This is a genomic window from Nonomuraea glycinis (genome assembly GCF_035920485.1).
Lineage (GTDB): Bacteria > Actinomycetota > Actinomycetes > Streptosporangiales > Streptosporangiaceae > Nonomuraea > Nonomuraea glycinis.
The window spans coordinates 1,860,066-1,873,405 of sequence record NZ_CP109166.1 but is presented as its reverse complement, the minus strand read 5'-3'; the positions used below and the strand labels follow the sequence as shown (position 1 = coordinate 1,873,405).

At 69.8% G+C, this 13,340-nt stretch carries 11 protein-coding genes; 3 read left to right on the top strand and 8 right to left on the bottom strand.

The annotated features are described in order from the left end of the window. Nucleotides 1-170 precede the first annotated feature (170 nt). On the top strand, nt 171-554 hold the full coding sequence (locus OHA68_RS08650) for a cell division protein SepF (RefSeq protein ID WP_189144130.1): 384 nt from the start codon (nt 171-173) through the stop codon (nt 552-554). Here the strand turns inward: OHA68_RS08650 and OHA68_RS08645 are convergent. From OHA68_RS08645 to OHA68_RS08625, 5 genes are all read right to left on the bottom strand, one after another. Continuing rightward, on the bottom strand, nt 551-1,882 hold the full coding sequence (locus tag OHA68_RS08645) for a hypothetical protein (protein WP_327107143.1): 1,332 nt from the start codon (nt 1,880-1,882) through the stop codon (nt 551-553). The two genes, OHA68_RS08650 and OHA68_RS08645, sit on opposite strands and share 4 nt — an antisense overlap. Before the next feature lie 122 nt (nt 1,883-2,004). Beyond that, nucleotides 2,005-3,732, bottom strand: coding sequence for an arginine--tRNA ligase (gene argS / locus OHA68_RS08640; protein ID WP_327107142.1), 1,728 nt, complete (start codon nt 3,730-3,732; stop codon nt 2,005-2,007). Further along, nucleotides 3,729-6,002, bottom strand: coding sequence for an HAD-IC family P-type ATPase (locus tag OHA68_RS08635; protein ID WP_327107141.1), 2,274 nt, complete (start codon nt 6,000-6,002; stop codon nt 3,729-3,731). The genes argS and OHA68_RS08635 overlap by 4 nt, the downstream gene beginning before the upstream one ends. 43 nt (nt 6,003-6,045) lie before the next feature. Next, entirely contained in the window at nt 6,046-7,056 is a 1,011-nt protein-coding gene (gene plsX / locus OHA68_RS08630; protein ID WP_263653229.1) for a phosphate acyltransferase PlsX, read from the bottom strand. A 114-nt stretch (nt 7,057-7,170) separates the two neighbouring features. After that, a complete protein-coding gene (locus OHA68_RS08625) occupies nt 7,171-7,740 on the bottom strand; it encodes a DUF1707 SHOCT-like domain-containing protein (protein WP_327107140.1) in 570 nt (189 codons plus the stop codon). Nucleotides 7,741-7,922: 182 nt separating this feature from the next. Here OHA68_RS08625 and OHA68_RS08620 point away from each other — a divergent pair, with 182 nt between their 5' ends. Beyond that, the gene (locus OHA68_RS08620; protein ID WP_327107139.1) at nt 7,923-9,245 is read left to right on the top strand and encodes a KamA family radical SAM protein; all 1,323 of its coding nucleotides are present in this window, start codon (nt 7,923-7,925) and stop codon (nt 9,243-9,245) included. A 389-nt stretch (nt 9,246-9,634) separates the two neighbouring features. Then, nucleotides 9,635-10,570, top strand: coding sequence for a hypothetical protein (locus tag OHA68_RS08615; protein ID WP_327107138.1), 936 nt, complete (start codon nt 9,635-9,637; stop codon nt 10,568-10,570). 383 nt (nt 10,571-10,953) lie between these two features. Here OHA68_RS08615 and OHA68_RS08610 read toward each other — a convergent pair whose 3' ends face one another. From OHA68_RS08610 to OHA68_RS08600, 3 genes are all read right to left on the bottom strand, one after another. Then, nucleotides 10,954-11,109, bottom strand: a complete 156-nt coding sequence (locus tag OHA68_RS08610; RefSeq protein WP_189144137.1) for a hypothetical protein — start codon at nt 11,107-11,109, stop codon at nt 10,954-10,956. A 261-nt stretch (nt 11,110-11,370) separates the two neighbouring features. Continuing rightward, on the bottom strand, nt 11,371-12,237 hold the full coding sequence (locus OHA68_RS08605; RefSeq protein WP_189144138.1) for an ABC transporter ATP-binding protein: 867 nt from the start codon (nt 12,235-12,237) through the stop codon (nt 11,371-11,373). Continuing rightward, the gene (locus OHA68_RS08600) at nt 12,230-13,147 is read right to left on the bottom strand and encodes an ABC transporter permease (RefSeq protein ID WP_327107137.1); all 918 of its coding nucleotides are present in this window, start codon (nt 13,145-13,147) and stop codon (nt 12,230-12,232) included. Before OHA68_RS08600 ends, OHA68_RS08605 begins: the two co-directional genes overlap by 8 nt. Nucleotides 13,148-13,340: the final 193 nt, after the last annotated feature.

The window sequence follows — 13,340 nt, the reverse complement described above, 5'->3', positions numbered from 1 at the left end:
GCATGAACCGCTGCTATACGGGCCCGGATATTGAGATGAAACCAGGACGCAAGCCGTACAAAATACAATTAGCGCTGGGCGTGTCGCAAGGCGAACACGGAATCGTCGGTTACCGTCCAATGTGTCGGGACGTGCCGATTGCGGTGAGTTCCTGAGGAAAGGACAAGCCGATGGGGGCAGTGCGTAAGGTAGCGGGCTACCTTGGCCTGAGCGGGATTGACCACTACGACGAGGGCTACGACGACGACGGGCAGTACGAAGAGGAGTACATGCCTGCGACCGAGAGGGCGGCTCGCAGGTGGCGCTCCAGCAGCGAATCGTCACGGATCGTGATGGTCCAGCCGCTGAAGTACAACGACGCACCGTTGATCGGCCAGTACTTCCGCGAGGGTCAGACCGTGATCATGGATGTGACGGGGATGGCGATGCCGGAGGCGACCAGGATGGTCGACTTCGCCGCGGGGCTGGCCTATGGGTGCGAGGGACGGATCGAGCGGATCGCCGACCGGGTGTTCCTGCTCGCCCCGGCGCACGTGGAGATCGAGACGAGCTAGGCCGCGCGCGGGCCGCGACGGATCAGCCGGGAGAGTTCGGCGGAGTCGTCGGCGGCCTGCTTGGCGCGGCCTTCGGCTTCGCGGGCGTAGGCGTGCAGCGCCCACACCGCGCCGTCGGCCAGCTCCTTCAGCTCGCTGATCTGGGCGGCCACATAGCGAGCGTCGGATTCGGCGGCCTTACGCCGCCGCCAGAGCCGCCAGCCGGCCAGGCCCAGCAGGGCCACTCCCGCCGCCGCGAGCAGCGCGGGGCCGAGCACCGCCCCTGCCAGACACGCCACACCTGCGACAGCCAGCAGCGCCACGTCCCAAGGGGGGCGGCGTGGCGTGGTGCCGGCCAGGACGATCGAGGCCTCCGCGGCGGCCAGCGTGGTGGGGTCGGGGCCTTCCGGATGCAGCTCGATGGGGTGGCCGAGCAACGTCACGGTCACTGTGGCGGGTGGCTCCAGCCGGCAGTCGGCCTCCAGCTCCTCCGCGAAGCCGCGCAGTATCGGCCCGGCCACGTGCAGGGCGATGGCCGTCAGGTGCAGGTCGGCGCCGGGGCGCAGGTCGTCGAGGAGATGCGAGCTGAGCGAGGCCAGCGGCCCCGGCGGGGTGCCCAGCCCGATCAGTGAGCGCAGCACCGCCAGCGGCTCGTCCTCGGCCCATGCCGTGGCCGGGCTGGCGGCGTCGTTGGTCAGGGTGGTGGCGGAGTTGTGCTCGGCCTGTCGCGTCGAGGTGATCTCCTCGCAGCGGGAGCGCAGCCTGGCCAGCCGGGCGGCCGCCTGGGCGGGCCGGCCCAGCTCGGGGATCTCCGCCATCTCGGGGAAGTCGGTGAGGGAGGCGGGCACCACGACCGACGGCTCGTCGGGCACCAGAGCCTGCACCCACTGCTGCGGGTCGGTGTGCTCCTGCACCGCCAGCGCGTCCAGCTTGCGCAGCACGAAGATCTTGCCGGCCGGGCCGTAGGCGCCCCTGGCCGCGGCGAGCCACAGGGAGCGCTGGCCGTGCGTGACCGGGTGGTCGAGGGAGAGGTCGCCGAAGGCGGTGCCGAGCCAGGAGGCGTGGACGCGGCTGCCGTGCCCCGCCACGGCCAGCGCCAGGCAGAGGAAGAGTGCCGTGTGCTGCTGGTCACGGCCGGCCGCCTTGCTCAGCGGCTCCAGTGGGTCGTCACCGCCGAGGATCGCCACCAGCGCCTCCACGGCGGGCGGCAGCCAGTGACCGGGAATGTCGGCGAAGCCAGGCGCTGAGGGAGGCGCGGTGCCGTTGGCCGCCAGGTGCGACAGCAGTGCCTCCGCGTAGCGGCGAAGCTCCGCCGCTGCTTGGGGGCCAGCAGTCAGATCCGTGCTCAAGGCAGAGAACTCCCCCATGTCGGCCTCAGTTCATGACCGCGTAAAGCCTAACCCGGTGAGCGCGCCTTCGAGGCGGAGGCGCGCCCACGACGGAACGGGGGACTTCGCGCTAACCGCCCTGTTTACATGCGGGCGGGGACAGGGACGCCCAGAAGGTCGAGCCCCGACTCCAGCACCCGCAGCGTCAGCGCGCACAGCGCCAGCCGGTGCGCGCTGGTCTCGGCGTCGACGCCCTCCTTGACCACCGGGCACTGCTCGTAGAAGGTGCTGAACAGGCTGGCCGTCTCGAACAGGAACGCCGACAGCCGGTGCGGCTCGGAGTGGGCCGCGACCTGGCCGACGATCTCGCCGAAGCCCAGCAGGTGCAGCGCCAGGGCGCGCTCGGCGGGCTCGGCGGGCACGATGGACGCGGTGGCCTGCGCCGGCTCCATCCCGGCCTTGCGGAAGATCGAGCGGATCCGGGCGGTGGCGTACTGCATGTAGGGGCCGGTGTTGCCGTGGAACTCCAGCATGCGGTCGAAGTCGAAGACGTACTCGGTGTCGTGGCTGACCGACAGGTCGGCGTACTTCACCGCGCCCATGCCCACCGCGTGCGCGATCTCCTCGCGGGTGGCCTCGTCGTAGCCGCGGTCGGCCAGGCGCGCCGAGGCGCGGTCGACAGCCTCCTGCAGCAGGTCGCTCAGCTTGACCGACTCGCCGGAGCGGGTCTTGAACCTGCGGCCGTCCTTGCCGAGCATCATGCCGATCTGCACATGCTGGGCGTCGACGGTGTCGGGGAGCCAGCCGGCCAGCCGGCCCGCGGCGAACACCATGCGGAAGTGCAGCGCCTGGTCCGCGCCCACGACGTAGAGGATGCGGTCGGCCTTGAGGTCGTGCACCCGGTAGCGGATGGCCGCCATGTCGGTGGAGGCGTAGCCGTAGCCGCCGTCGCTCTTCCTGATGATCATGGGGAGCGGCTTGTCGTCGGAGCCGGTGAAGCCGGGCGGGAAGACGCAGAGCGCGCCGTCGCTGATGGCGGCCACCCCGGCGGCCTCCAGGTCCTGGCAGGTCTTCTCCAGCATCGGGTTGTACATGCTCTCGCCGGCGATGTCGGCGTCGGTGAGCGTCACGCCGAGCATGGCGTAGATCTTGTTGAAGTAGCGGACGGTGGCGTCCATGAAGACGTGCCAGAGCCGGATGGTCTCGGGGTCGCCCGACTGCAGCGTGGTCACCCGCACCCGGGCGCGGGTCTTGAACGTCTCGTCGGCCTCGAACTTGGCCCTGGCCGCCTGGTAGTACTCAGTCCCCATGCCGGCTTCGAGCTGCGCGACGGCGGCCTGCTCGCCGATGTCGAGCAGATGCTCGATGAGCATGCCGAACGGGGTGCCCCAGTCGCCCAGGTGGTTCTGCCTGACGACGTGGTTGCCGAGGCGCTCGTGCACCCGCGCCAGCGCGTCGCCGACGATCGTCGTGCGCAGGTGGCCGACGTGCATCTCCTTGGCCGCGTTGGGCGCGGAGTAGTCGATCACCACGGTCTGCGGCGGGGTGACGGCGGGCACGCCGAGGCGGGCGTCCTCGCGCATGCCCGTGGCCTCGCCGGCGATCCACGAGTCGTCGAGCGTGATGTTGAGGAAGCCGGGGCCGCTGACCTCCACCGTGCCGGGGAAGTCGGTCAGCGCGACCCGGATCGACTCGGCGACCTCCCGCGGGGACCGTCGCAGGCGCTTGGCCAGGCTCATCGCGACGTTCGCCTGGAAGTCGGCGAACTGGGAGGGCCGGATCAGCGGGTCTGCGTCGGCGTGCTCGGAGCCGAACGCGGACGCCAGCGCCTGCTGGACGCGCTCGGTGAGCACTATCTGCGGGTCGGTCATGGTCTAAGGGTACCGGCGAGCCTGACCGCGATGCTGATCGCCGCGGCCGCCACCACGGAGATGCCGACGGCGGTCAGACCGTCGGCCGGATCGCCGGTACGCAGTGCGAACAGATCCCGGACGAACGGCAGCGCCAGAGCTGCCGCGAACAGCGCGGCCATGGCGCCGACCAGGGCGATCCGCCACCGGTTGAGCGGCCTGGCGATCAGCACGAGCACCCACCAAGTGGTGAGGAAGAGCGCGAGCACCGCTGAGGTGCGGTCCTGCTCCAGGCTGCCGCTGCGGGCCGCCCCGTACGCCAGCAGCACGGCGACGGCGCAGATCACCCCGGCCGGTACCGCCAGCCGGAGCACCCGGGGCACGAACCCGGCGCGTGCCCGGTCCATCGCCGGCGCCAGCGCCAGGAACAGGGCGGGCAGGCCGATGGTCACCGCGTTCACCAGGGTCGAGTGCCGTGGCGTGAACGGGAACATCATGCCCAGCACGCCGGTCGCCAGCGACAGCACGATGGCGTAGAAGGTCTTGGTGAGGAACAGGCCGGAGACCCGTTCGATGTTGGTCAGCACCCTGCGGCCCTCGCCGACCAGGTGCGGCAGTGTGGCGAACCGGTCGTCGAGCAGCACCACCTGCGCGACGGCCTTGGTCGCCGGACTGCCCGCGCCCATCGCGATGCCCAGGTCGGCGTCCTTCAGCGCGAGGACGTCGTTGACCCCGTCGCCGGTCATCGCCACGGTGTGGCCGCGCGCCTGGAGCGCGCCGACGAAGCGGCGTTTCTGCTGCGGGGTGACGCGGCCGAAGACGGTGTGCGAGTCGAGCAGCTCGGCGAGCCGGTCCGGGTCGTCGTCGGGCAGCGTGCGGGCGTCGAGGGCGCGGTCTGCGCCGGGGATCTTCAGGCCGGTGGCGATGGCCGACACGGCGGCGGTGCTGTCGCCGGAGATGACCTTGACGGTGACGCCCTGCGCGGCGAAGTAGCGCAGCGTCTCCTCGGCGTCGGGTCTGACCCGCTGTTCGAGAGTGATCAGCGCGGCGGGCGCGCAGTGCTCGGGTGCCGACAGGTCGCTCGTACGGCACAGCGCCAGCACCCGGGCACCGGTGGCGGACAGCTCGGCGGCCTGGTCGTAGCCGTCGGCGCCGGGGGCCAGCAGGATGTCGGGCGCGCCCAGCAGCCAGGTCCCGTGCGGCCCGAAGTCCGCGCCGCTCCATTTGCGGGCGGAAGAGAAGGGCACGGTGTCGAGCGGCTGCCAGGGCGCGGTGGGGTGGCTCGCCCGGATGGCCTTGGCGGTGCCGTTGGGCCGGGAGTCCGCGGCGGCCAGGGAGGCGAGCGCGTCCTCGACGGGCAGCCCGTCGCGCAGGTGCAGCACCCGGTCCAGCTTCATGCCGCCGGCGGTGAGCGTGCCGGTCTTGTCCAGGCAGAGGACGTTCACCCTGGCCAGGCCCTCGATCGCGGGGAGCTCCTGGACCAGGCAGCCGCGCCGGCCGAGTCGTACGACGCCGACGGCGAAGGCGATCGAGGTCATCAGCACCAGCCCTTCGGGGATCATGGTGACGATGCCGGCGACCGCGCCGGTGATGGCGGCGCCGAAGTCGGCCGCGTTGCGCAGCTGGCTGTAGATGAGCAGGGCGCCGATCGGGATGACCAGCCAGGTGATGTATTTGATGAACCTGGCCACGCCGTCGCGTAACTCCGAATGCGCCAGGTGGAACCGGCTCGCCTCCTCGGCCAGCCGTACGGCGTAGGCGTCGGCGCCGACGGCGGTGGCCCTGAACGCGCCGGTCCCGGCGACGGCGAAGCTGCCCGACAGGGCGCGGTCGCCGGGCCGCTTGTGCACCGGGTCGGCCTCGCCGGTCAGCAGCGACTCGTCGATCTCCAGCCCGTCGGACGCGACGACCTCGCCGTCGACCAGCAGGTGGTCTCCGGGGCCGAGCAGGATGAGGTCGCCGAGCACCACCTGGTGCGGCGGGATCTCCCGGTCCTGGCCGTCGCGGCGGACGGTGACGGGGCTCTGGCCGACGACGGCCAGCCGGTCGAGGGTGCGCTTGGCGCGCAGCTCCTGGACGACGCCGATCAGCACGTTGGCGACCATGATGAGGCCGAACATGCCGTCCTGCCATGCGCCGAAGATCAGGATGAGCGCCCATAACAGGCCGATGACCAGGTTGAAGAGGGTGAAGACGTTCGCCCGGATGATCGCGCTCAGCGACCTGCTGGACCGGCGCGGCACGTCGTTGGTCTTCGCCTCCGCGACCTGCGCGGACGTCAGCCCATGCACGCATACCCCCCGATGTGCGAACGGGGACTCACCCTACCGGGGGTCAGCGCGACCTGTGGGGACGTTGGACCCGCTCGCCGATGCCGGCCACGAGGCCGGCCGTCGCCAGGTCGGCCGCGAGTCGGCAGGCGGCGCTGATGCCCTTGGCCTTGGACGAGCCGTGCGCGATGACCACGGTGCCGTTCAGGCCGAGCAGCACCGCGCCGCCATGGGCCTCGGCGTCGAGGCGGCGGCTGAGCTCGCGCAGGCGGGTGCGCTGCATGAACGCGCCCAGCCGGGCCAGCGGGCTGCCGCCGATGGTCTGCCTGAGCTCGTCGAAGGCGTAGCGGACCGCGCCTTCCATGGTCTTGAGCGCCACGTTGCCGGTGAAGCCGTCGGTCGTGATCACATCCGCTTTGCCGGTCAGCAGGTCGTAGCCCTCGACGTTGCCGACGAAGTGCAGGCCGGGCGCGGCCTCGAGCAGTTCGTGCGCCCGCCTGACGACCTTGCTGCCCTTCTCCGCCTCGCTGCCGATGGTGAGCAGGCCGACCCTGGGCGCGTCGATGCCGTAGGCCAGCTCGGCGTAGGCGGCGCCCAGGTGCCCGAACTGCACCAGCACCTCGGGCTTGACCTCGGCGTTCGCGCCCGCGTCCAGGAGCAGGGTGGGGTGCGGCAGGGTGGGCAGGGCGACGGCGATGGCCGGTCGGAGCACGCCCTGCTGGGTCTTGAGCCGTAGTTTGCCGGTGGCCACGATGCCCGCGGTGGAGCCGGCCGACACCACCGCCGACACGTCGCCGCGGCGCAGCAGGTGGCAGGCGATCGCGATGCTGGAGCGGGGCCGGCGCAGGCTGGCCAGCGCGCCCTCGTCCATGGCCAGCGCCTCCTCGGCGCGCACGATGGGAATCTCGTGGGTGGCGTCGAGCTCGGCGAGCGACTCGTAGAGCACCCGGGGCGAGCCGACGAGCACCACCCGCAGTCCACGCTCCCGCACGGCGTGCACGGCTCCCGCCACGATCTCGTGGGGCGCGTGGTCGCCGCCCATGGCGTCGAGCGCGATCGGCCTGCTGTCGGACAAATGGTCACCTCGTACGGCCAGCGATCCGGTTCGTGTCGCGTGGCCGGAGCGCGGTTGTGCCTGATGTCCGCATCGTAGGCACGGCCGATCCCAGGTTAACCGGTGGGCGGACCGTCAGGCGTCGCCGCTCAGGTTCCAGTCCGAGACGGTGCGGGCCACGATGACCTTGCTGAACGTGGCCTGGCCGACGACCCTGATCACCGGCCCGTCGCCGCCCGAGTCGCCGGAGACCTGGCGCTTGGCGAACAGCGCGCCCACCTCGTCGATCACTTGGGCGTCCGGCGGCACCCGGATGATCATTTTGGCGCAGAACGCGCTGACGGACACCGTGATCTCGCGCCCCGGCAGGACGGCCTGGGACAGGTCCACGACGAGGGCGCCGAAGGTGGCCGCCAGATGGGTGTGCCGGGAGGCGATCCAGCGCCCGCGCTTGATGACCTTGCTGAAGACGGTGTTGACGGTCTGCTTCTGCAGGGCGGCCGGGGTGCTCGTGCCGCCGGGGACCTGGGGCAGGTCGTGGGTCAGGGGGACGAGGTCGCCCATGGTCTTGGCCGTGTAGACGGCTTCGAGCCGATCGGCGTGCTCGACGGTGGTGAGTCGGCCGGTGGCGTAGGCCTCGCCGAGCAGGGTGGCCGCGTGGTCGCGGTCGGCGTCGGAGGCTCGCAGTACGGGATCGTCGGTCACGACGGCCAGTCTAAGACTAATCGCGATATGTCGCGACTTTTTAGGTAACGAAGCTCCCAAGAAACTTGGAGCCCACACGGAACCGTAGCCGTGGTGGGCCGCGTCCCGATATAAGAGCCCTAGACGCACGACAGGGGCATGAGGTTTACAGCAGATCGAACAAAAAAGATGGGAACGGCCTAGTGATCTTGAACCAAGCAGGAACGCGGCGCTTCCGGGCATACACGTCCAAGCATCTCGATGACCTCCTGCTGCGAGCTGGACTCGACGATGACCAGCGGCTGAAGGTGCGCGCCGTCGCGACGGTGCTGCCCTTCCGGACCAACGCCTACGTCGTCGATGAACTCATAGATTGGTCGGCCGCGCCCGACGACCCGATGTACCGCCTGGTCTTCCCGCAGGAGGACATGCTTCCCGCGGCCGACGTCGCCAGGCTGGCCGACCTTCTGAAGGCCGAGGCGCCCAACGCCGAGATCCAGGCCGAGGCCAACCGGGTGCGAGCCCAGCTCAACCCGCACCCCGCCGGCCAGAAGGAGCTCAACGTCCCACGCATCGGCGACGAGCCGGTGCCAGGACTTCAGCACAAATATCCGGAGACAGTGCTCATCTTCCCCAAGCAGGGGCAGACCTGTCACGCCTACTGCACCTACTGCTTCCGCTGGGCGCAGTTCGTCGGCGACGCCGATCTGAAGTTCGCCTCCGACGACGTCGACCAGATGGTGGACTACATCCGCCGGCATCCGGAGGTCACCAGCGTCCTGATCACCGGCGGCGACGCCATGATCATGGGCGAGTCGGTGATCAGGCGTTACCTGGGGCCGCTGCTCGAACTGGAGCAGCTGGAGTCCATCAGGATCGGCACCAAGGCGCTGGCCTACTGGCCGCAGCGCTTCGTCACCGATCCCGACGCGGACGCCACGCTCGGCCTGTTCGAGGAGGTCGTGCGGGCGGGCAAGAACCTCGCGTTCATGGCCCACTATTCGCACCCGCGCGAGCTGGAGTCGCCGCTGGTGGAGTCGGCGGTCCGGCGCATTCTCGGCAGCGGGGCGACGATCAGGACCCAGGCGCCGCTCATCCGATCCATCAATGACGATCCCGCCGTGTGGTCGTCCATGTGGCGCCGGCAGCACGCGATGGGGATGATCCCTTATTACATGTTCGTCGAGCGGGACACCGGTCCGCAGGACTACTTCGCGGTGCCGCTCGCCCGAGCGTACGAGATCTTCAGGGAGGCTTACGCGAGTGTGTCCGGGCTCTGCCGGACCGTGCGGGGGCCGTCCATGTCGTCGACGCCCGGCAAGGTGTGCGTCGACGGCGTCACCGAGATCGACGGTCAGCGGTATTTCGTGCTCCACCTGATCCAGTCGCGTGATCCCGCACTGGTGGGGCGGCCGTTCTTCGCCCACTACGATCCGTCGGCGGTCTGGCTGACGGACCTGCGGCCGGCGTTCGCCGACCGTTTCCCGTTCGAGGTCTCCACCGAGGACGCCCTCCTGCCGGTCTGAGCGGTCAAGCGCGTCTACCGCAACCGGAAAATCTGCGCCCCCGGCCCGCGACATTTGTTTGTCGACGCTTGTTCACGGGCCGTGTGGGCGCCCTTCCATGTCGTGGGAGACGTCCACTGAATAACCGAAATAGCCTCCTGCTATTTCCCGACTTGTCCTCCCGCTCATTACCCTTACGCCGCTACGTAACTTGCCCACAAAGCCCGTGTCACGCTGGCTTTTAGCGGCCGACGCGAGTCTTCCGATGGTGATAGAACTGCGTCAGTAGCTCAGCCGGGACGGCGCGCTTCGTGTGGTGCCCATAGCGCGTACGCCACGGCATTCGGGGGTTATCGATTCGCATTTCCACTGCATTCGAGCGCGATCGATCACGAGCCGGGAAGGCAATCATGAAACGTGCAATCAAGACGGCGGTGGCCGTCACATCATTCGGGCTGGCGGCGGCGGCTCTGGCCGCGCCGGTCCACGCCGAGGTCAACGACCACGGCGTCAAGCAAGCGCCCAGTGACGACCCCTTCGGCGGCCTGCTCGGCGGGGACGCCGCCGGAGGCGCGGGGAACCTGCTCAGCCAGCTCACGGGTGCGGGGGTGCTCGGCGGCCTGCTCGGCGGCGGTGCCCTGCCGCTCGGCGGCCAGGTGGACGCGGAGGACCAGACCGAGCACATGGGGAGCCCCAACTCCTACGAGGACATCACCCCTCACTCGCGGCCGAGGCCCGAACTCGGCCCCAAGGTCGCCGGCCTGCCGCTGACCGGTGAGCTGCTGGGCAACCTGCCCGCGCTCGGCGGTGTCGTGCCCGGTGGCGCCGCCCGCATGGCGGCGCCCGGCGGTGTCCGGCAGGTCCAGAGCTTCCAGGTCAAGGCCGCCGAGGAGCAGACGCTGCGCGGCGCCTTCGCCTCGGTGGCCGACCTGGTGGAGGGCTCGCTGGGTGGCGCGATGGCCAAGCTGACCAGCGCCAACCTGCTGCCCGACGCCACCGACACCACCACCAGGACGATGAACGGCGCCACCCAGGGCGCCGGCACCCTGTCGATGGAGAGCTCGGTGGTCGGCCTGGCCGAGGCGGCCAAGAACGCGCTGCCCTCGACCCGCAGCGGCGAGCTGGCGCCGGCGATCGGACGGGTGGTGCCGGCCGAGCTGACGCCGCTCGTCGAGACGCTCCCGGGCGCCACGCAGCTCGCCGTCGTCGACGAGATCTCCCCTCTCATCGACGACGCCTCCACGGTCGTCGCCGCCAACGGGACCAAGGCCGCCGGGATCTACGCCGACGCGATCACCTCGCTGGGCTGGACCACGGCCGCACTGACCAGTCACGTGGGTCGCTGACCCCCTGTCGCACAACGTGCTGAACGCCGGCCGACCGGCGGCGATGCGGAGGTCCGTGAGCGTCAGAGGTGCCGACGTCTCATGGACCGCCGCGCCGCGGCAAGGTGGCGTTCACGCGCGGCGGGTGCCCTTCGACGGCGCGTCTCACGCGCCAGGGAACACCGTCGCACCGAACGCGTCCCGCCTTCGAAGCCCCCTGAGATGCCAGGGCGTCGAAGCCTGACGCGTACGGGTCAAGAGCCCTCGCGCCAGCGAGCGAGCTCACCCTCAAGCCGGGCCGCCAAGCCCGGCAGGGCTCGTGTGGTGCCGCTCCTTGCAGGGCAGCGGCACCGCCGAGCCCCAGCCGCCGGCCCAGAGAGGGCCGGCGGCTCTTCTCTGTCCCGTCATGGCAGCCGAACCCCCGTGCGGCGAGCGATCTGGGCCTGCAGCCGCGCCATCTGCCAGTGCAGATCGAGCAGCTGCTCAGCCAGCTGCGTCCGCGGGATCTCGGACACGTCCTCGGTGTCCAGGTGGTCGATCGCGGCCGAAAGCTCGCCCATCGCGTCCCCCACTCCATCGCCGTTCCCATGCTCGAACCGACGTTCGAATCCTATCGGACACAGGTTGGCGATGTCAGTCTCTTACGCCACGCATGGCTCAGTTTTCGCACACAGCAGCGAACAGCCAACGGAGTGGCGCGCGGGACAGCGGGGGCATCCCCGCCCGGAACCACGGGGGGCATCCCACCGCGGGGGGCATTCCACCGTGGTGGCGATCCCACCGCGCGGGCTGCCCACGGCGCGGGCTGCCCACGGCGGGGGCTATCCCTTGGTGTAGGCGGCGAGGACCTCTTTGGGGTCGCCGTCCATCTTGATCTTCCCCTTGTGCAGCCAGATCACCCGGTTGCACGTCTGCTCGATCACCTTCAGGTCGTGGGCGACCAGGAAGACGGTGCCGGCGGACTCGCGGATCTGGCGGATGCGCTGCTCGCTCTTCTTGCGGAACTCGCGGTCGCCCGTCGCCAGCGCCTCGTCGATGAGGAGCACGTCGTGGGTCTTGGCCGAGGAGATCGCGAAGCGCAGGCGGGCGCCCATGCCGGAGGAGTAGGTCGACATCGGCAGCTGGACGAACTCATCGATGCCGGAGAAGTCGACGATCTCCTGGTATTTCTCCCGGACCTCGGCCGGCGTCATGCCCATCGCGTAACAGCCGAGGACGATGTTGCGCTCGCCGGTGAGCTCGCGCATGAGCGCGGCGTTGACGCCGAGCAGGGAGGGCTGCCCGTCGGTGTAGACGGCGCCCTCGTGCGGCGGCAGCAGGCCGGCGATGGCGCGCAGCAGCGTGGACTTGCCCGAGCCGTTGCGCCCCACGACGCCGATCGCGTCGCCGTGATAGGCCACGAAGGAGACGCCCTTGACGGCGTGTACCTCTTTCATCTGCGGCCTGCCCTGGCGCTTGAGAATGCGCGTGAGGGCGTTGACCGCGTTGCCCTTCTCGTTCTCCGACGCCGCGCCGTAGACGCGGTAGACGATGTGCAGGTCGTCGACGATGACGGTCGGCGTACCGGTGGGTGCGTCCAAGGGGCCCTTCGCCGGAGGCTCCGGGTTGGGATGCACCCTGACGTCCTTGCCGCGGACGGCGGGCTCCTCACCCTTCACCTGTGACAGCTCCTTGGTCAGTTCAGCCACGCCCGTACCTCTCCTCGGCCCGCCAGAAGTACCAGAAGCCGAAGCCGAGTGCGAACACTGCCCAGAATACGCAAGGCGCCCACACCATCGCCGGGGGGATGTGCTTGTAGATGAGAATATCCCGCATCCACTCGATGTACGCGGCGGCGGGGTTGAGATACATGGCGGTGGCGACCCACTGCGGAAGCTCCGCGCTGCCGACCACCTTGTCCTGGATGGAGAAGAAGACACCGGAGGCGTAGAGCCAGGTGCGGGTGATGAACGGGAGCAACTGGTTGAGGTCCCGCATCGAGGCGCCCATGCGGGCCATGACCAGCCCGGCGCCGATGTTGAACATCGTCTGCAGCACGAGCACGACCGGGATCATCAGCCAGTACCAGGTCGGCACCTCGCCGGTGATCAGCACGATCAGCACCAGCACGCCCATGGAGATGGCGAGCTGCTGCAGCTCCTGGATGGTGTAGGCGAGCGGCAGCGCCGCGCGTGGGAAGTGCAGGGCGCGGATCAGCGACAGGTTGCCGGAGATGGACTTGGCGCCGGCGGTGAAGCTGCGCTGCGTGTAGGTGAAGACGAAGATGCCGGTGAGCAGGAAGGCCGGGTAGTTCGCGACGCCGTCCCGGCCGCCCAGGACGATGCCGAACATCACGTAGTAGATGGCGGCGTTCAGCAGCGGGGTCAGCACCTGCCAGAGCTGACCGAGCGCGGAGCTGGAGTATTTCGAGACGTTGCGCGAGGTGGCGTACGTCAGGATGAAGTGTCGCCGCTCTACGAGCTGGCGCAGATAGACATGGAACCTCGGCCGCGCGATGGCGCGGCGAAGACCGTATCTCTGGGCGAGCTTGGCCAGCGGCTCCTGCGCGCTTCGGCCGCCCGCCTGGGCGTCCGCGACTGCGGATTCCGGCTGGCTCATGGCAAGGACTCTATTGGATCGGGGTGGTTGAGGTGCCTGCCGCAGGGGACTGCGGCGACAGTTGGACGGACGCTGACGATGCCCGGTTCCAAGGCACCGTCAAGACTCGCTCAACCGTAGCTCAGCGGGCCTGGCCACGGCGGCAACGGCGCGAGCACCGGCTGGTAAGAGGTAATTTTCATCGTGCGTTCAC